Source organism: Methylobacterium sp. DB0501 (genome assembly GCF_011043735.1).
Taxonomy (GTDB): Bacteria; Pseudomonadota; Alphaproteobacteria; order Rhizobiales; family Beijerinckiaceae; genus Methylobacterium; species Methylobacterium alsaeris.
In genome coordinates this window covers 149,441-166,016 of the sequence record NZ_JAAKGV010000009.1, presented here as the reverse complement: position 1 = coordinate 166,016, position 16,576 = coordinate 149,441, and the positions used below count along the sequence as shown (strand labels likewise).

Here is a 16,576-nt window from a genome sequence, read left to right as displayed (position 1 = left end):
GCCTGAAGCCTACGCCGAGGCCCGCCCCGGCGATAGGTCAGGCTTCCAGCACGCGGCCAGCCGGAAACAGCACTTCCACCAGCGTGCCCTCGCCCTTGCGGCTGGTGATGGTGAGCGTGGCGCGGTTCGCCTCGACCAGCGCCCTGGTCAGCGGCAGGCCCAGGCCGGTGCCGCCGCCGCGGCGCTGCTGGGCGGTAGCGATCCGGCGGAACGGCTGGAGGGCGGTCTCGATCTCCTCCGGGCTCATGCCGATGCCGGTGTCGCGCACCCGCAAAGCCACGCCGCCGCGATCGGTCGTCGCCGTCGAGACGATGACCTGCCCGCCGGCATCGGTGAACTTGATCGCGTTCGAGATCACGTTGAGGGCGGCCTGGCGCAAGGAGCGCTGATCGGCGAGCACCGCCGGCAGGCCGGGGGCGAAGCTGGTGCGCATCACCACCCGCTGGCGCGCGGCCTGGGGCTGCATCACGGCGACCGACGCCGCCACGAGGTCGTTGAGCCCGACCCCCGCAAAGGCGAGGTCGAGATGGCCGGCCTCGATCTTGGCGAGGTCGAGGAGGTCGTTGACCAGGCTCACCACGTGCTCGCCGGAGGCACGGATGTCGCGCAGGTAGTCGCGGTAGCGCTCGCTGCCGACGGGACCGAACTGCTCCTCGAGCATCACCTCGGCGAAGCCGATGATGGCGTTGAGCGGCGTGCGCACCTCGTGGCTGATCGTGGCCAGGAAGTCGGATTTCTGGGCGCTGGCGCGCTCGGCCTCGCGGCGGGCGCGCTGCAACTCGGCCTCGGTGCGCCGGAAGGCCGAGACGTCGCGCAGGATCGCGGCGACGCGGCGCTGCGGCCCGCTCGCCACCGGCGCCAGGGTGAGGACGAGAGGCGTCGGCCCCTCCGCCGCCCGCGCCAGCACCTCCTCGGCGGTGGTGGCGACGCTGCCGGCGCTCGCCCGCAACAGGGCGGCCTGCGCGGCCGGCCGGCTCTCGGGGGAGAACAGGCTCGTCAGGGATTCGCCCGCGACCTCGCGGGGATCGACGCCGAGGAGGCCTTGCGCGCCGCGGTTCATCCCGACGACGCGGCCCTCGTCGTCGAGCACCACCACCCCGTCGGTGACGGCGTCGAGGATCGCCGTGGTCTCGCGCAAGTGGGCGTCGCGATTCGCCAGATGGGCCTCGGCGGCGGCCAGGGACTGGGCCGGATCGGCATCGGGCAGGCGCCGGATGGTGAGGAGGCTGGCCGGCGCGCCATCCCACTCGACGGTGCCGACCGTGACGCCGACCGGAACCGAGCCGCCGCTCCGGGTCGCGAGCGCGACCGGCGCCCCCTCGCCGGGACCGGCCTGCGCCGCCGGATCGCGGCCGCGGAAGATCACGCCGGGACCGCCGGCCGCCGCCAGGGCCTCCGGGCTGTCGTAGCCCGCCAGGGTCAGCAGGTACCGGTTGGCGAGCAGGATCTCGTCGCCGCGATGGACCAGGAGCCCGACCGGCAGCCGCTCGACGAGGCGGGCGAGGGCCGCCTCGGCGTCGCGCTCGGGCAGGCGGGCGAGGGCGTGGGCGCCCCGGAATTGCGTCACCGCGCCGCGGCCGGGCGCGCCGGACTGGACCGGCGGCGGCTCGGCCCCCTCGGGATCGCCGGCGAAACGGGCGCCGAGCGCCCGGGCGATCTCCCGGAACGCCGCATGCTCGTTGAGGGAGAGGGCGGCGGCAGGGGGCTCCTCGTCGGACGACGGCTCGGACGGGGTTTCGGGCAAGGATTCCTGCAAGGATCCCTGCAAGGCTTCTTGCGAGGATCCTTGCAGGGATTCCGGAAGGGATTCTCGGGCCGCAGGCTCGGCCGCGGGTGCCGGGCCGGCCGGGATCGCGCCGGCCGGCGGCGCGTCGGCCCCGGGGATCTCCGCCGGCGGGGCGGGCGGGCGGGTGCCGAAGCCCCAGCTCATCCCGAGATGCGCGAAGGGCGCCGCCATCAGGCCGGCGAACTCCGCCATGGTGGCTCCGGCGAGGGAGGCGAGGTCGCGGGGGTCCTCGTCGCCGTTCGGAGGCGCGGCCGGGCGCGGGGCATCCTCGCCGGGACCCTCCTCCCGGCCGGCCTCGGGCCGCGGCGGAGCCTCGGTCGCGTTCTCCCCGGCGGCCGGACGGCCGACGGCGATCACCGCGGCGGCGCGCTCGCGCAGGGTCGGGCGGAGCGTCTTCGCGACGGCCTCCGGCCGGTCGGCCGCCGGGACGATCCGGTCCGGATGGATCACCCCGAAGCCGCTGAACCCCGCGAAGGCGCGGCCGGCCCCGAGGCGCGGCGCGCCTGAGAGATCGACGGCGACCGCCTGTCGGGTGCCGGCGAGGCGCCAGCGCACCGGCACCGCCCGGAAGGTGCGGCGCTCGGCCAAGGCTTGAGCGAGACCGGCTTGAGCGAGACCGGCTTGCACGCGCTCGGCTTCCGCCTCGACCGGGCCGGCCAGGAGGTCGTCCCAGGTCCGGCCGAGCGGCGAGGCGCCGGTGGTCTCGGGCAGGGCCGCCGTCACCTCGACGAGGCAGCCGCGGGCATCGCTGCGCCACAGGAAGCGCAGGCCGGGCCGGGGAGCGGCCGGGCCGGGCTCCGGAGCCGGCTCTTGCACGGGCTCCCGCACCGATTCCTGCACCGGCCCGGGCGCGGGTTCCGGCGCGGCGGCCGCCTCGGATGCCGGCGGCGCCCGGCGGGGACGGCGGGCGGGCAGCGGATCGAGGATCGCCACGGCGAGGCTGGGGCTGCCGTCCGGCAGGGCGGCGGGCAGGCAGGCGCAGAGGAGCGGCGGGGCGAGGCGTCCGGCGAGGCGCAGGCGCTCGAGCCGCGGCTGGCTCGTGCCGACCGGCAGGTTCGCCGAGCCGCGCAGCTGCGCCGGCAGGTTCAGGGACGGGTCGATCCGCCCCTCCGCATCGGCGATCGTCTCGCGCAAGGGTGCCGCCGCCGGAGAGGCATGGAGCAGCTGCGTCGCGCCGCGATCGAGCAGCAGGAAGGCCCGGTCGGGTCCGGCGATCCGCTGCCCGAAGGCCGGAACGGCCCGCAGGGCCTCGATCGTCGTCTCGAAGAGCACGTCCCGACCCACTGCCACTCCCCAGGCGCCGCGCGCCGCACCGGGCTCCGGCGGAAACCGGGCCACACGCATTGCTTTAAACCAACTCCCCCCTTCCCGCACCGGCACGAAATGCGCAGTCGCAGCGTTATCTCGCCGTCAACCTTAACGACCCACGGAAAGGTGGCATATTGCCTACCGGCATGCTATTGTGCAGTGCACAATGCGTGCCGGACCCCAAATAAGCGCCGGGCGTAGACCGTGCCGCGCCGTGGGCGGCGCCCAGACAGAGGAGACGAACATGACCCAGACCCCGAACTACGAGATCCCGACCGAGATGCGGGACTTCGCGGAGAAGAGCGTCGAGCAGGCCCGCAAGGCGTTCGACTCGTTCATCGGTGCCGCGCGCAAGACCGCCGACACGCTCCAGGGTTCGGCCGAGCTGGCCCGCCACAACGCCCAGGACGCCTCGACCCGCGGCTTCTCCTTCGCCGAGCAGAACGTGAACGCCGCGTTCGACCTCGCCCAGAAGCTGGTGCGCTCGAGGGACGTCCAGGAGGCGATGCAGCACCAGGCCGAGTTCGTTCGCAGCCAGTTCGCCGCCATGCAGACGCAGGCCCGCGAGTTCGGCGGCCTCGCGCAGAGCGCGATGCAGCAGGGCGCCGAGAACGCCAAGCAGGCCATGCAGCAGGGTGCCGAGCACGCCCGCAACGCCATGCAGCAGGGCACCGAGGCGGCCCGCACCACCGCCCACAACGCGACCAACGCCGCCAAGGACGCCGCGTCCTGAGGCGCGGGTTCGGCCCGCGATCGCCGGGCCGAACCGTACGGCCGCGCCCTGCCGAGGGGCGCGGCCTTTCTTATCGAAGAAACTCGCTTCCGTTCTATCCGACCCGGAACCTCATCCTGAAGTGACCGGGGATCGAGGATCGCCGTGCGCAACGGCTTCGACCAAGGGGTCCTGCGATCGGCGATCGATTGACGCCTCAGCAGGAACTCGCGCGTGGGATGCGGGAATGGACCGCTTCCTGGCGCCGACGCGGTTCGACGCGCGTCCAAGCGGACGAAGCACTGGCAGGCCAACGCTTCGTCCGCTTGGACGCTTGTTTCGTCGCAGATTTTCGTCGTGAACCCGGCGACCACTTTTGCGAGATCTGCTCAGACGTCGTCCGGCGCCTTGCTGCGATGCAGCGGGCCGACGTCGAGATCGGCCATGTCCATGTCCTCGTCGAGATCCTGGACCTCGTCGAGGCAGCCGCCGCTCGCTCCGCGGGGCGGCGGGTCGACGGTGCGGATCAGCCGGACGATCTGCATCGCCCGGTCGGCGCAGTCGGGCGAGATGCGGGCGATGTCCTCCGCCAGTTCGACGACGGCGTCGAGGGTGCGCTGCCATTGGGCCGAGGTGGTCACGGCGGATCTCCCAGGCTCTGACGATGACGGCTCGACACGACGAACCGCTCTCACGACGTGCGGGCCGCGATTTGCCGGAGCGAGGCGGTTCGGCTACCGATGCGGCGCCCCGGAGCCCCGCGGCGGCGCGCGGCGGCGCGCGGCGTCCTGCAGGGTGCTCCCCGCCAGAGAGGAACGCAATGATGCGAGGGTTCGTTCGCGCCGGCTTGTCGTCGGCCGTCCTGTTGGTCGCGGTCCTGACCGGCTCGGCGCAAGCCCAGTATTACCGGGAGGACACGCCCCCCGGCTACGGCTACGACCGGTACGAGCGCCCGGCCCCGCGGCGCGCGGTCGGCTACAATTGCGACGCGGTGCAGCGCGGCCTCACCGGTCCGCGGCCCTATTCCTGCCCGCTGCCCGGCCCGCGCCCGCTCGGCGCCCGCTGCTTCTGCGACGTGCCGCTCGCGGGCTTCAGCGCGCCGCAGCCGCCGGCCCCGGGTCACGTCGTCCCCTAAGCTCCCGCCATACGAAGAGGGCCGCCCGAGGGCGGCCCTTTGTTTGTGTCCGATCGGCGACGCCGAGGCCTTCAGTTCAGCACCACCACCTTGGCGCCGACCTTGACCCGCGAATACAGGTCGGTGACGTCGTCGTTGGTCATGCGGATGCAGCCCGAGGACACCGCCTGTCCGATCGTGTCGGGCTCGTTAGACCCGTGGATCCGGTAGAGCGTGCCGCCGATATACATCGCGCGGGCGCCGAGCGGGTTGTCGATGCCGCCGGCCATGTAGCGCGGCAGGTCGGGGCGTCGGGCCAGCATCTCCTTCGGGGGCGTCCAGGACGGCCATTCGCGCTTGGCCGTGATCGTCTTGGTGCCCGACCAGGTGAAGCCCGGGCGGCCGACGCCGACGCCGTAGCGCAGGGCCATGCCATCGCCCAGAACCAGGTAGAGGCGGCGCTCGGCGGTCGAGACCACGATCGTGCCGGGTGCGTAGGCGCCGTTGAACGGCACCAGTTCCCGCGGGATCGGGGCGACCTGGGCCTGCTCGGTGCTGCCGGCCGACTGGCCCTGGTAGGACTGGCCGTAATAGCCCTGCGTCCGGTAGCTCGGCGCGCCGTAGGGCTGACCGGCGTAGTAATCCTCGCCCGGATTCGCGTCGAACGGGTCGTAGGGCGCTGCCTTGACCGGTGCCGAGGCAAGAACGCACATGCTCATAACGCCCGCCAGGGCGGTAGCGAAGATCTTCATGGCCGGAGCCTTACCTCAGCAGTTACCTTTGCTGTACAATGCTGTCACGGCTCTGCGGTTCCCGGTTAAAGCGACGCTTAATCCGAAGCTGGAGTACCGAGCCGGGCCGGACGGTTCACATTCCGTTGATCGACCCGGCGGCATCCGAACGATCGGCATCGGACCCCCCTCAGACGACCTCGTCGGTGTGGACCTGGAAGCCTGCCAGCAGCGAGGGGCCGAAGATGGTCGAGATCGCGACGTCGGTGGCGTCGCGGCCCCGCGCCATCAGGATGCGGCCGATCCGCGGCCGGTTGTGGCGAGCGTCGAACGTGTACCAGCGCCCGCTCAGGTAGACCTCGAACCAGGCCGAGAAATCCATCGGGTCGGGCACCGCCGGGACGCCGATATCGCCGAGATAGCCGGTGCAGTAGCGCGCCGGGATGTTCATGCAGCGGCAGAAGGTGATGGCGAGATGGGCGAAGTCGCGGCAGACGCCCTCGCGCTGGTTGAAACCGTCGAGGGCCGAGCGGGTGGAGTCGGCGCGCTGGTAGTCGAAGCGGATGTGGTTGTGGACGTAGTCGACGATGGTCTGCACCCGCGCCCAGCCTTCCGGCGTACTACCGAAGAGCTGCCAAGCGGTGTTCGACAGCTTGTCGGTGTCGCAGTAGCGGCTGCCGAGCAGGTAGACCATCACGTCGTCGGGCAGGTCCTGGACCGGATGCTGGACCGCGTCGGGGGCGAACTCGTCCGGCCGGCCGTCGTCGTCGATCAGGAAATCGGCCGAGATCGTCAGCCGACCCGCCGGCGCGAGGATGCGGGTGCAGGTATTGCCGTAGCGGTCGGCATAGTCCCGCGACGGGATCGGCGGGTCGAAGCGCAGGGCCGGGGAGGTGACGCAGTCGCCGAGCCGGGACGGGTGGACGCTGAGCATCAGCAGCATCGGCGTCGGGGCCGGGGAATCGAAAGTGATCGCGTACCCGGTCCGGATCCTCATGCGGGCCTCCTCCACGGTGTTGCTGCTTCCCGGTGCGGCCGACGCGCGGGCGCCCGTCGGTCCGACACAGGGTAAGGCCCCAGCGTCGCAGCACGTTGCCCGAAGAAGCGGCAGGACCTGAGGGAAGTTGCGCCGTCCCGGCTAATCCGCGGCCACGTGCTTCGGGATCTCGGACAGGACGGGCGGCCGATCGTCGGAGACCGGCGTCTCGGTCACCCGGACGACGACGGACATGTCGAGGAAATCCTCCGGCCGTCCGATCCAGCTGCCGTGGAGCGGCACCGCCTGGCCGGGATGGCGGGCGACGGCGACGCGGACCAGGTCGCGGTTGCCGACGATGCCGTTGGTCGGGTCGAACTCCACCCAGCCGGCGCCCGGCAGGTAGGCCTGGACCCAGGCATGGGTCGAGCCGCCGCCGACATGGAGCGCGACGCCGTCGCGCTCCGGCACGTAGATGTAGCCCGAGACGAAGCGGGCGGCGAGGCCGAGGGCGCGGACCGCCTCGATCATCAGGAGGGCGAAGTCGCGGCAGGTGCCCCGGCGCAGCCGCAGGGTCTCGGCCGGCTCCTGCACGCCCCGCTCGATCCGGGCGGCGTAGATGAAGTCGCGCCGCACGGCCGCCGTCATCGCCGCGAGCAGGGTGCGGGTGTCGGCGGTGCCGTCGGGGTCGAGGAAGCTCCGCGCCCACGCTTCGACCGCCCTGGCCTCCGCCGTCCTCGCGTCCGCCTTCCTGGCCTCCGCCCCCCGGGCGCCGTCCGGGCTCCGGCGCTCGATGCAGGGTGCGAGGTCCGGCATCTCCTCGGCATCGTAGGCGAAGGGGTAACGGACGGCGCGCGGCGCCAGCGCGAAGGCGAGCGGCGGATCGGGCGTGTGCTCCAGGGTGATGCGGCAGGCGAAGCGCAGCTCGTCGGCGCGGCCGCGGAAGCGGGCCACCGCGACGCAGTTGCCGAACACGTCGTGGATCCAGTGCAGGCTGTGCGGCTCCGGCGTGATCGCCAGGGATGCGGCGATCAGGCGCTGGTCCCAGCTGTCCCGGGGCCGGAACAGGATCCGGTGCTCGCCGAAGCCGACGGGCTGCCGGTAGCGGTAGGTGGTGACGTGGTCGACGGAGAGGATCGGCACGAGCGTTCCGGCTCGCCGCGGCCGACGGCCGCGGCGGCATCACGAAGGTGAATCGTCGGGGAGGGCGGCGGTCAGGTGCGGCGGGCGCGGGCCTCGAAGGCCGCCGCCATGGTGTCGCCGTGGCGCCCCAGGGTCTCCAGCCGCTCGGCCCGCCGGCTCTGCTCGTGCCCCTCCTCGCCGGGGCTCAATTCGGCGAAGAACCGGGCCTGCTCGGCCTGCTGGCGGTGGCGTTCCGCCTGCTCGCGGAAGAAGGCCGCCTGCTGCCCCGCCGTCGCGGCATACTCGTCCCGGTAGCTGGTCTCGCGGTCGTTCGTCTTCATGGCAGATCCCCCGATCCGATTGTTCGTTCCGTGCCGGCCGGTCCCTCCGGCCTCCGGTCCCCCGAGTGCCGCGCCGGGCACCGGGCGACGCCCTCGCCGGCGCGGCTGTTCCCGGGAGAATAAGGCAGGAACGCCGCACCGATCAAATCGTGGCAGGCATCGTCTTATTGGGGAAGACCCGGTCCGGTCCGCACCGGCGCTCACGCCACGGGGGGACGGGGGTTGCGCGCGGCATGCTCGGCAAGAGCCAGCAGGTCGGGCGCCCGGTCGAGCGGCACCGCCTGCGGCGGCAGGCGGGCATCCGGCACGCGGGCCTCCGGGCGGGGCGGCTGCACCACCACGAGGTGGATGGTCGGCCACAAGGTCGCGACCGCCCGGGCGAGGGCCGCCCCGTCGAGGCGGCCGTCCCGCTCGGTCGGCAGGCCGATCAGGACCAGGGCGACCTCGTCGGCGCGCAGGCGCAAGGTCTCGAGGCCCTCGTCCGGGTCGTCGCAGCGGATCGCCTCCAGCCCGGCCCGGGCCAGCAGGGCGGCGGCCTCGCCGGCGCCGGGCACGTCGCCGACGAGCAGGGCGAGCCGGCCGGGGGCGCTCCCGGGTGCGGGGCCGCCCGCGCCGTCGTGCCGCGGCGCCTCCGGGACCGGGGCACCGTCGCCGAGCGCCTCCCGTGCCTCCCGTGCCTCCAGCGCGCGCAGGAGGGCGCCCAGTCTCTCCGGCACCGCATCGAGCATCAGGCCGTCATAGGCCGCGGCGAGGCCGGCCCCGAGGGCGTCGAGGGAGAGGGTCGGGGTGAGTTGCGTACCGCCGGTCCGGTGTCCGGCGCCTGCCACGCCCATCGTCACCTCCTGATCGTGTGTCCGTCGTCAGGAGAATAAGCCACGAGGAGCCGCGTGGTTTCCGTAACAGGAGCCGGAGCGGCAAACCTTTTCGGCACCACGACTTTTCGCGCCGGTCGACCAGCGGTCCGTTGCTCGCCGCGGGGATCCGGTCAGGGCGTGTCGGCGGCGTAGGCCATCACGCCCATCAGGGCGCCGACGTCGCGGTAGCGGGCACCGCGGGTGCTCATCATCGCCTCGAACTTGTCGTGGACCTGCGCCACCGTGAGGCTGCGGGCCTTCCGGCGGCCGACGCGCTCGTAGAAGATCGGGCGATTCGCCTTGGCGGGCTTCGGCAGCAGGGCGGCGGCCTCGGCCTTCGGCTCCTCCACCACCTTGGCCATGAAGCGCTCGGCGTCGTCCGGCCCGAGGAAGTGGGCGAGGTAGGTCTCGCCGAGGGTGAGCTCGCGGCCGATCCGGGCGGCGATGCGGGCCGAATCGCGCTTCAGCATCTCGCCGGCCATGACGGCGGAGAGGGAGGGATCGCGGCGCAGGTCGAGGATGCGGGCGCGCTCGGCGGCGTCGGCGACGCCGTTGTCGTCGCCGATCAGCCCGGCCTCGCGGGCATAGCCGTGCTGGGCGCCGAATTCCCGCATCACCTGGAGCCAGGTCCGCTCGATGAACTGGTACAGGCCGGTCGCCGAGGAGGTCCGCGCCTGGACCTCGGTCAGGAAGCTCGATTCCTTGTCGGCCACCGCCATCAGCAGCACCGGATCGGTCCGTACGGTGGCGGCGGCGCGCACGATGGTCTGGACCAGGTGGCGGCGGATCCGCATCGGGCCGAAGCTGAGCACCTCGTTGGGGTCGCCCCCGGTGCTGGCGGCCAGGAGGTCGTCGTAGGAGACCCGGTCGACGCCCGCCGAGCCCAGCGCGGTGTCGAGGTCGTGCACCGGCTCGCGGAGAGGAGCCATCACGGCGGCGTCGCGGGCTTGCGGGACCTGCGGCTTCAGGGTCTGGATCTTGGGCTGCGGCATCACCAGAAGGTCGGCCATGATCATGGTGACGGCCGGCCGGGCGGTGACGAGATCGCTGCCGTACTGGTGCAGCAGGGCGGAGAGGCCCGCCGCCAGGCATCCGGCGGCGAGCAGCGTCCGCGCCAGGACCGGGACGCCGCCCTGGGCGGCGCGGGCGCCGCCGCCGAAGGAGAGGACGTCCCCCGAGAGGACGTCCCCACGGGCTCCCGCCATCCGCAGGCCGCCCCGCTGCGCCGGTCCGTCCGCTCGACGTCGCATGTCTTGTATCGCCCCGGTTTCCCTGCCTGTGGGTCGCAAGAAGCCGGCGAGATGTGGCGATAAAACGGCGACGCTCGCAGAGCTCACGCAATCTCTGTTCAAGCTTCGCCATAAGCGACCCCGAGCATTCGGGCGCCGTTACGGCCAAGCTTGACCTGAGGGACCGGGCCCGCGACTGGCACGGGCGATGCTGCGGCGCAGCAAGCGGGCCGTTCAGCGGGTGGCGGGCTGCACGGCCGCGTCGCGGTCGCGCTGGCGCTTGTTGGCTTGGTGGCGGCCGAGGGCGCAGCCCGCGGCGGCTCCCGCGAAGGTGTGGCCGACGGCATGGCCGGCGATGCCGCCGACCACGGCGCCCTTGATGCAGCCCTTGGCTTCCGCTGCCCCGGCGAATCCGGCTAAACCCGCGGCCAGTACGGCACCGGCGATCATCTTGCGCATGGTACACTCCCGTACGTCACGTCATCGACGTCATTGAACAGCGCAAATCCTTTCCGGTTCCGCCGCAAGTGCGCGTGCCGTGGATGACGGGGAGGGGTTCAAACGTAGGCCAGCACGTAGATCTGGAGCATGATCTCGACCGCGAGCAGGAACGCGATCAGCGCGAGCAGCAGGGCCAGTACGGCCTGGCCGCGGGTCTCGAACAGCGCCGGCACCGGGCCGCCCCTCGCCAGAAGCGACGCCAGCGCGGGGGCGGGTTCCGGGACGACAGCCGGGGCGGGCACCATGCCGGGCGAGGACGCGGGGACGGGATCGCCGACGGGGCCGGGAACCGGCGCCTCGATCCGCCCCGCCTCCTCGGAGGGTTGAACCTCGAAGATCGGTCGGTAGGCGCCGACCGGCACCAGGATGCGGACCGGCAGGCGGCGGCCCTCGCCGGTGAAGACCTCGTCGAGGACGCGCCGGAGGCGGCCGGCCTCGACCCTCACGCTCGGATCGTTGCTCGGATCGAAGCTGTCCGACCGGCGCAGGGCCTGGGTGGCGATGGTATAGGCCTTGATGCCCTCGCCGCGCCCGGCCAGTTCCTCCTCGACAATGTAGGTCAGGAAGGCGGCCAGCTTCGGCGAGCGCCGGAATGCGGGGGCGCTCAGGCAGCCGTCGAGGCTGCACCGGACCACGTCGGCCGGGACGGTCTCCGCACTGGTCTGCTCGCTCATCTCACGTCGCCCGGGCCGCCATCGGTGTACGGCATCTCTATTACAATCTCGACTCGGAAAGGTTGTGCCATACGATATGCGTATGGTGGCATGCATCGATGCCGTCGCGTATTCGCAAATGACCGAGCGCGGGCCAAAAAGGATATGATAGATCGGCGACGGAGGGCGCCAGGGAAGGCAGCCTCTTCCTCTTCGGCAGTGGCCGGGACGGGGCCGGCGGGCGCCCTTAACCGATCGCTAACCATATCGGGCGGAAGATCCGACAACCCTGACCGCACCGAGGTGATCCATGCCGCAGCATCAGACCCGCCCGCTGCCCACGGCGTTCGCGCGCTACCCGATCCCGCTCGAGTTGCTGGCGGTCCTGCATCGCGCCAGCGAGGACGACGTGGACGCTCTCGTCTCGCGCATGCCGGAGACCGGGCGCGCCCGCCTCGCAGCCTACTGCACCGACAAGGATCACCTGCACCGCCTCGGGCTGCGCATCGCCGGCACCTGCGACCAGGCCGCCCTGGTGCGGGTGGTCGGGGCCGATGCGGGGGCGAGCCTCTACGCCCAGTCGCGGCCCGGCGACACGTTGCCGATCTGACCACGCTCCGGACCGCGATCGCCGGACCGTCATCGGGGGCTGCGCCGGGCGCGGCCCCTTTCGCGTTCCGGAGACGGCCGCGGGCGGTCCGCCGCGTCCTTCGCATCGTCCGGCCCCGGATCGTCCGACCTTCTGTCGCAAGTCGGGATCTTCGTTCCCGGCGACGGGGCCGCCAAAGAAAAAAGGCCGCTCTTGCGAGCGGCCCGAAGTCTAGGGAGGAAACGCCCAAAGAGGGCAGCAGGACCGCGACGCCATCGCGACCCTGCGATGCACAAGATAGCGTGCAGCGCACAAAACGCAAGCGCGATTTTCGGTTTCGTCCGCGATTGAAACAAATGGCAGCGCTGCACCGCGCGAATGCCTTTCGCATCCGCATGTTCGCGAAGGTTGTGTCCGCCCGCCGCAGTCCAAAGGGCAAGGAACCCGACCCAGCAGGCGTGGTTGAGGCCGGGACGACAACCTGCGGAGGAAACCACCATGACCCGCCTCACCGCGATCGGTGCCGGATTGTTCCTGCTGGCCGGCACTCTCGGCGCTGCCGCCGGCCCCTGCGCGCCGGGCCAGACCGCGCAGAAGATGGACAAGAGCTCGACCGTCGACCCGCCCGCCACCGCCTCGGTCAGCCCGGGCGCGAAGGCCGAATCGCCCGGCACGGTCGGTGCGATGCAGAATGTCGGCTCGCAGACCGCGACCTCGCCGGCCGATGTCAGCCGGCAGTCGAAGGGCGAGAAGACCGCCGCGCAGCAGGCCAACGACTGCTGACGCCGGCACACGGCAGCACGGTTCCGCGGCGCGGTCTCCCCTGCAGGGGGCCCGCGCCGTTCGTCTTTCCGGGGCCGGCCTCATGTCCGAATGTCGCAGCGGCGGGGACCGTTGCACCCGGACAGCGCCCGCGCGTTGGGTCGGTATCTTTTTCGGGCGCCGCTTTGGTGCCCAGGATGACGAGGAGGGGAGAGATGGCGGACAGGACACCCGAGATGGCGCGGGCGCAGATCGCCTTCGCGTTGCAGGCCAAGCGCGAGTCCCTGGCGGCGGCATCCAGCGCCCTGCGCGATTGCCCCGACAGCCACGAGGCGCGGCGCGTCGTCGAGCGGCTGACGGAGGATGTCGGGCGCCTGGAGATCCAGTTGCGCGGCGCGCTCTGAGCCTGCGGCGACGAGGCGGGCCCCGGCTCGCGGCGAACGGCGTCGCCATGACACGAAGCGCTGCCCGGCCGCGGAAGGGCCGGACAGCGCCCGGCCGAGGCCTCAGGCCGGACCCGATCCCCGGAGATAACCCTTCGCCCGCAGGTATTCGCGCAGGATGAGGCAGATCGCCTCGCCGCGGGAGCGCTGCTCCACCGCCGCGAACTCGATCAGGGCCAGGGCGATGTCGTCCGGGATGTGGAAGGCCTCCTCGTCGGCAAGGGGCTCGGCAGAGGAATCGGCAAGGGGCTCAGGCGAGGAGACGGGCGTCTCGGTGGGATCGGTCATCGGGCGCCTCCGGATCTCCCCGGTATCGCACCGGGGACCGGATCGTTCCGCCCGACCTGACCCGCCGGGCGTGGTCCACCTCGCACCATCGGCGTAGCTCCGTCGGGCCGCCCCCACCGGACGGCGCGATTGTCCGGTCGTCATCCTCCGGGGAGGATCGGGCGGGGCGTCGCGGACGCCCGATCTCGACGGGGGGACACGGCATGATCGCGGCGTTCGCGCGGACCGGCCTGCGACGCATCGCACGGGGTGCGGGCCTCGCCTGCCTGCCGGTGCTGGTCTGGCTGTCGTGGATCCCGAAGGACTGGGAGACCCGCACCGGCGCCGCCGGCCAGGTCGAGCACCTCGTCGCCTATGCCGGTACGGCTCTCCTCCTCGGCATCGGCTTCCATCGTGCGCCGGCTTGGCGGCTCGGCCTCGCCCTCGGCGTGCTCGCGGCCGTCCTCGAGATCGGGCAGATCCGGGTCCCGGGCCGGACCGCGCAAGGGATCGATGTCGTGGCGAGCGCCGCCGGGGCGCTCGCGGGCCTGTGCGCCGCGCGCATCGTCGGCCGGACGGCCGCCCACTTCCTGGCTGCCCGCGTCTTGTCCGGCCGCCCCTTGGCCGGCCGTCGGATCACGGCCGGCCCATGGACTTGATCAAGGGATCCGATCGTCAGGCCGCCCGGACCATCCGCGGACGGGCGGGCCGCGCGAGGCCGAGCCGCACCGGCTCCTCCGGTCCGCGCACGGTGAGGGCGAGGCTCACGGTCATGACCGGCTCGCCGGCCCGGTCGCGGACCCGGACCTTCAGGTCGGAGAGGTCGGCACCGGGCAGGCCGGCCCCGGCGAACTCGATCGCCGTCCGGGTCGCCTCGTTGCGGATCTCGTCCTGGCTGCAGAGAATGAGACCGATATCGTCCCGGCACTGCCAGGCCCCGGCGCTCAGATCGAAGAAGTAGCGTTGCACACCGTCCTCCCCTTGTTCTGGGGAAAGATGTGCACAGACCTCCCGGCCAACGCTTTAACAAATTTGAAAGGAATTTTCGGATCGACCCTCTCGACCTGGGCTTGGGCGCCCGGGAGGTCATCCATCTGGTGCGTGGTACCGCCACCCCGGCTCGAACGGGGGACCTCTAGATCCACAATCTAGCGCTCTAACCAACTGAGCTATGGCGGCTCGCGACGGGGGGCTGTGTAGTCCGGCCCGGGCGCCGTGGCAAGCGCCGATCGGGGGCTCGGGCGGGAAAAGTGCGCCGGCTGCCGACGCGATCCCGGTCGACCGGCCGGGTCCGGCGCCCTAAACCCCCGGGACGCCAGCCAGACCCCGCCCGCTTGCCCCGACGGTCCGATGACGCCGAAGCCCGAGAAGGCCCGCCGCTTCCTCACGGAGAGCGCCCTCGTGCTGGCGCCGAGTACCTTGCGCACCTGGGTGCGCAGCGGCGAGATCGGCCTGATCCTCCTCGCCGCCCTGGTCGGCTGCGTGTCGGGAGCGTTGGTCAGCGTCATGGGCTGGGCGGCGCAAGAAGCGCACGAACTCCTGTTCGGCCTCGAGCTCGACGAGCGCTTGAGCGCGACCCCGCACGTGCCGCCGCTCGTGGCGCTTGGCGTGCCGGCTCTCGGCGGCGCGGTGCTGGGCCTCGTGATCTGGCTCGGGGCGCGGTGGCGACGGGCACCGGGCCGCCCGGTGATCGACCCGATCGAGGCGAACGCGCTCCATGGCGGCCGGCTGTCGTTGCGGGATTCGGTGCTGGTGGCCGTGCACAACCTGATCTCGAACGGCTGCGGCGCCTCGGTCGGGCTCGAGGCCGGCTACACCCAGATCTCCGCCGGGGTCGCCTCGCGGCTCGGCCTGAGCTTCGAGCTGCGCCGCGCCGACATGCGGATCCTGGTCGGATGCGCTGCCGCCGCCGCCATCGCGGCGGCCTTCGCGGCGCCGCTGACGGGGGCGTTCTACGCCTTCGAGCTGATCATCGGCACCTACGCGATCGGATCGCTGACGCCGGTCGTCACCGCGGCGCTCGCCGGCGCCTTCGTGTCGCGGGCGATCCTCGGGCACCAGGCGGTCATCACCCTGGGCGCCACCCCGCCGGTCGGCCCGGCCGACTACCTGCCGACGCTGGGCCTGGGGCTGATCTGCGCCGGGCTCGGCATCCTGATCATGCAGGGCGTCACCCTGGTGGAGGAGGGGGTGCGCCGCACGAAGCTGCCCCCGCTCGCCCGGCCGGCCCTCGGCGGCCTGGCGGTCGGGGTGCTGGCCCTCGTGGCGACGCCGCAGGTGCTCTCGGCCGGGCACGGGGCGCTGCACCTCAACCTGACCGAGGACGGCGCGAGCGTCGGCGCCGGGGCGCTGATCGTGCTGTTCCTCGCCAAGGCGCTGGCCTCGGCGATCTCGATCGGCACGGGGTTTCGCGGCGGGCTGTTCTTCGCCTCGCTGTTCCTCGGCGCGCTCGCCGGCAAGGTCTTCGTGATGCTGGCCCCGCCCCTCGTCGCCATGGTGCTGCCGCCGGCGACCTACGCGGTGGTGGGGATGAGCGCGCTCGCCGTCGCGGTGATCGGCGGGCCGATGACCATGACTTTCCTGGCGCTGGAGGTGACGGGCGACTTTCCCATCGCCGGCCTGGTGCTGGTGGCGGTGATCGCCTCCTCGCTCACGGTGCGCAAGACCTTCGGCTACTCCTTCGCGACCTGGCGCTTCCACCTGCGCGGCGAATCGATCCGCAGTGCCCACGACGTCGGCTGGATCCGCAGCCTCACCGTCGGCCAATTGATGCGCCGGGAGGTGCGCACCGTGCGGACCGACACGACGCTGGCGGCGTTCCGGCGCGCCTTCCCGCTCGGCTCCGGCACCCAGGTCGTCGCGGTCGACGAGGCCGGGCTCTATGCCGGCATCGTGCTGGTGGCCGAGGCGCATGCCGCCCCCATCGACGACAAGGCGGCGGAGACGAAGGTCGCCGACCTGCTGCGCTACCGCGACCAGATGCTGCTGCCGCAGATGAACGCCAAGGAGGCGGTCGCCTTGTTCGACAAGGCCGAGAGCGAGGCTCTGGCGGTGGTCGAGAGCCGCGAGGCCGCCCGGGTGATCGGCATCCTCACCGAGAAGCACACCCTCAAGCGCTACAGCGACGAGCTCGACCGCCAGCGCAGGGCGAGCGTCGGAGAGGTGGCGTGAACGGCGATTGACCGAGC

The 16,576-nt window shown here is 72.3% G+C and carries 19 protein-coding genes and 1 tRNA gene; 7 read left to right on the top strand and 13 right to left on the bottom strand.

Annotation, left to right across the window (positions count from 1 at the left end; translation table 11 throughout):
• Positions 1-37 precede the first annotated feature (37 nt).
• Positions 38-3,070, bottom strand: coding sequence for an ATP-binding protein (locus G4G93_RS15320; RefSeq protein WP_312892001.1), 3,033 nt, complete (start codon positions 3,068-3,070; stop codon positions 38-40).
• Positions 3,071-3,338: 268 nt separating this feature from the next.
• Here G4G93_RS15320 and G4G93_RS15315 point away from each other — a divergent pair, with 268 nt between their 5' ends.
• Positions 3,339-3,827: a phasin gene (locus G4G93_RS15315; RefSeq protein ID WP_165085257.1), complete on the top strand. Its 489-nt coding sequence runs from the start codon at positions 3,339-3,341 to the stop codon at positions 3,825-3,827.
• Between the two features lie 368 nt (positions 3,828-4,195).
• Here G4G93_RS15315 and G4G93_RS15310 read toward each other — a convergent pair whose 3' ends face one another.
• On the bottom strand, positions 4,196-4,447 hold the full coding sequence (locus tag G4G93_RS15310) for a hypothetical protein (RefSeq protein WP_165085256.1): 252 nt from the start codon (positions 4,445-4,447) through the stop codon (positions 4,196-4,198).
• A gap of 182 nt (positions 4,448-4,629) precedes the next feature.
• On the opposite strand from G4G93_RS15310, the gene G4G93_RS15305 reads away from it, so the two are divergent.
• On the top strand, positions 4,630-4,941 hold the full coding sequence (locus tag G4G93_RS15305) for a hypothetical protein (protein WP_165085255.1): 312 nt from the start codon (positions 4,630-4,632) through the stop codon (positions 4,939-4,941).
• Positions 4,942-5,012: 71 nt separating this feature from the next.
• Here G4G93_RS15305 and G4G93_RS15300 read toward each other — a convergent pair whose 3' ends face one another.
• The 8 genes from G4G93_RS15300 to G4G93_RS15265 form a co-directional block, all read right to left on the bottom strand.
• On the bottom strand, positions 5,013-5,672 hold the full coding sequence (locus G4G93_RS15300; RefSeq protein ID WP_165085254.1) for a L,D-transpeptidase: 660 nt from the start codon (positions 5,670-5,672) through the stop codon (positions 5,013-5,015).
• 169 nt (positions 5,673-5,841) lie between these two features.
• Positions 5,842-6,648: a transglutaminase family protein gene (locus G4G93_RS15295; protein ID WP_165085253.1), complete on the bottom strand. Its 807-nt coding sequence runs from the start codon at positions 6,646-6,648 to the stop codon at positions 5,842-5,844.
• Between the two features lie 141 nt (positions 6,649-6,789).
• Positions 6,790-7,770: a transglutaminase family protein gene (locus G4G93_RS15290; protein ID WP_165085251.1), complete on the bottom strand. Its 981-nt coding sequence runs from the start codon at positions 7,768-7,770 to the stop codon at positions 6,790-6,792.
• A 71-nt stretch (positions 7,771-7,841) separates the two neighbouring features.
• Complete coding sequence (locus tag G4G93_RS15285; protein WP_165085250.1) at positions 7,842-8,090, bottom strand: hypothetical protein; 249 nt, start codon at positions 8,088-8,090, stop codon at positions 7,842-7,844.
• 200 nt (positions 8,091-8,290) lie between these two features.
• A complete protein-coding gene (locus tag G4G93_RS15280) occupies positions 8,291-8,923 on the bottom strand; it encodes a response regulator (protein ID WP_165085249.1) in 633 nt (210 codons plus the stop codon).
• 152 nt (positions 8,924-9,075) lie between these two features.
• Positions 9,076-10,194, bottom strand: a complete 1,119-nt coding sequence (locus G4G93_RS15275; protein ID WP_165085248.1) for a transglycosylase SLT domain-containing protein — start codon at positions 10,192-10,194, stop codon at positions 9,076-9,078.
• 213 nt (positions 10,195-10,407) lie between these two features.
• Positions 10,408-10,632, bottom strand: a complete 225-nt coding sequence (locus tag G4G93_RS15270; RefSeq protein ID WP_165085247.1) for a hypothetical protein — start codon at positions 10,630-10,632, stop codon at positions 10,408-10,410.
• 98 nt (positions 10,633-10,730) lie between these two features.
• Entirely contained in the window at positions 10,731-11,348 is a 618-nt protein-coding gene (locus G4G93_RS15265) for a hypothetical protein (RefSeq protein ID WP_165085246.1), read from the bottom strand.
• A gap of 289 nt (positions 11,349-11,637) precedes the next feature.
• Between G4G93_RS15265 and G4G93_RS15260 the strand changes: the two genes are divergently transcribed.
• The 3 genes from G4G93_RS15260 to G4G93_RS15250 all read left to right on the top strand — a co-directional run bounded on the left by G4G93_RS15260 (position 11,638) and on the right by G4G93_RS15250 (position 13,082).
• A complete protein-coding gene (locus tag G4G93_RS15260) occupies positions 11,638-11,937 on the top strand; it encodes a hypothetical protein (RefSeq protein WP_165085245.1) in 300 nt (99 codons plus the stop codon).
• 477 nt (positions 11,938-12,414) lie between these two features.
• Entirely contained in the window at positions 12,415-12,699 is a 285-nt protein-coding gene (locus G4G93_RS15255) for a hypothetical protein (protein WP_165085244.1), read from the top strand.
• Between the two features lie 194 nt (positions 12,700-12,893).
• Positions 12,894-13,082 carry a hypothetical protein gene (locus G4G93_RS15250; RefSeq protein WP_165085243.1) on the top strand — a complete coding sequence of 63 codons (189 nt, stop codon included), beginning with the start codon at positions 12,894-12,896 and terminating at the stop codon, positions 13,080-13,082.
• 102 nt (positions 13,083-13,184) lie between these two features.
• Here G4G93_RS15250 and G4G93_RS15245 read toward each other — a convergent pair whose 3' ends face one another.
• Positions 13,185-13,409, bottom strand: a complete 225-nt coding sequence (locus tag G4G93_RS15245; protein WP_165085242.1) for a hypothetical protein — start codon at positions 13,407-13,409, stop codon at positions 13,185-13,187.
• Between the two features lie 203 nt (positions 13,410-13,612).
• Between G4G93_RS15245 and G4G93_RS15240 the strand changes: the two genes are divergently transcribed.
• Positions 13,613-14,047 (top strand): hypothetical protein, encoded by a 435-nt coding sequence (locus tag G4G93_RS15240; protein ID WP_206289784.1) that lies wholly within the window; start codon positions 13,613-13,615, stop codon positions 14,045-14,047.
• 16 nt (positions 14,048-14,063) lie between these two features.
• Here G4G93_RS15240 and G4G93_RS15235 read toward each other — a convergent pair whose 3' ends face one another.
• Together G4G93_RS15235 and G4G93_RS15230 are read right to left on the bottom strand one after the other, a co-directional pair.
• Positions 14,064-14,357: a DUF6894 family protein gene (locus G4G93_RS15235; RefSeq protein WP_165085241.1), complete on the bottom strand. Its 294-nt coding sequence runs from the start codon at positions 14,355-14,357 to the stop codon at positions 14,064-14,066.
• Between the two features lie 133 nt (positions 14,358-14,490).
• A tRNA-His gene (locus tag G4G93_RS15230) sits at positions 14,491-14,567 on the bottom strand.
• A gap of 171 nt (positions 14,568-14,738) precedes the next feature.
• Between G4G93_RS15230 and G4G93_RS15225 the strand changes: the two genes are divergently transcribed.
• On the top strand, positions 14,739-16,559 hold the full coding sequence (locus G4G93_RS15225) for a chloride channel protein (protein WP_165085240.1): 1,821 nt from the start codon (positions 14,739-14,741) through the stop codon (positions 16,557-16,559).
• Positions 16,560-16,576 lie beyond the last annotated feature (17 nt).

What these genes read in the sequence shown, in the direction of transcription:
- G4G93_RS15300 (WP_165085254.1), bottom strand. Translation starts at nt 5,672, where the DNA reads ATGAAGATCTTCGCTACCGCCCTGGCGGGCGTTATGAGCATGTGCGTT.
- G4G93_RS15295 (WP_165085253.1), bottom strand. Translation starts at nt 6,648, where the DNA reads ATGAGGATCCGGACCGGGTACGCGATCACTTTCGATTCCCCGGCCCCG.
- G4G93_RS15250 (WP_165085243.1), top strand. Translation starts at nt 12,894, where the DNA reads ATGGCGGACAGGACACCCGAGATGGCGCGGGCGCAGATCGCCTTCGCG.
- G4G93_RS15280 (WP_165085249.1), bottom strand. Translation starts at nt 8,923, where the DNA reads ATGGGCGTGGCAGGCGCCGGACACCGGACCGGCGGTACGCAACTCACC.
- G4G93_RS15285 (WP_165085250.1), bottom strand. Translation starts at nt 8,090, where the DNA reads ATGAAGACGAACGACCGCGAGACCAGCTACCGGGACGAGTATGCCGCG.
- G4G93_RS15255 (WP_165085244.1), top strand. Translation starts at nt 12,415, where the DNA reads ATGACCCGCCTCACCGCGATCGGTGCCGGATTGTTCCTGCTGGCCGGC.
- G4G93_RS15265 (WP_165085246.1), bottom strand. Translation starts at nt 11,348, where the DNA reads ATGAGCGAGCAGACCAGTGCGGAGACCGTCCCGGCCGACGTGGTCCGG.
- G4G93_RS15225 (WP_165085240.1), top strand. Translation starts at nt 14,739, where the DNA reads ATGACGCCGAAGCCCGAGAAGGCCCGCCGCTTCCTCACGGAGAGCGCC.
- G4G93_RS15245 (WP_165085242.1), bottom strand. Translation starts at nt 13,409, where the DNA reads ATGACCGATCCCACCGAGACGCCCGTCTCCTCGCCTGAGCCCCTTGCC.
- G4G93_RS15275 (WP_165085248.1), bottom strand. Translation starts at nt 10,194, where the DNA reads ATGCGACGTCGAGCGGACGGACCGGCGCAGCGGGGCGGCCTGCGGATG.
- G4G93_RS15260 (WP_165085245.1), top strand. Translation starts at nt 11,638, where the DNA reads ATGCCGCAGCATCAGACCCGCCCGCTGCCCACGGCGTTCGCGCGCTAC.
- G4G93_RS15240 (WP_206289784.1), top strand. Translation starts at nt 13,613, where the DNA reads ATGATCGCGGCGTTCGCGCGGACCGGCCTGCGACGCATCGCACGGGGT.
- G4G93_RS15270 (WP_165085247.1), bottom strand. Translation starts at nt 10,632, where the DNA reads ATGCGCAAGATGATCGCCGGTGCCGTACTGGCCGCGGGTTTAGCCGGA.
- G4G93_RS15305 (WP_165085255.1), top strand. Translation starts at nt 4,630, where the DNA reads ATGCGAGGGTTCGTTCGCGCCGGCTTGTCGTCGGCCGTCCTGTTGGTC.
- G4G93_RS15315 (WP_165085257.1), top strand. Translation starts at nt 3,339, where the DNA reads ATGACCCAGACCCCGAACTACGAGATCCCGACCGAGATGCGGGACTTC.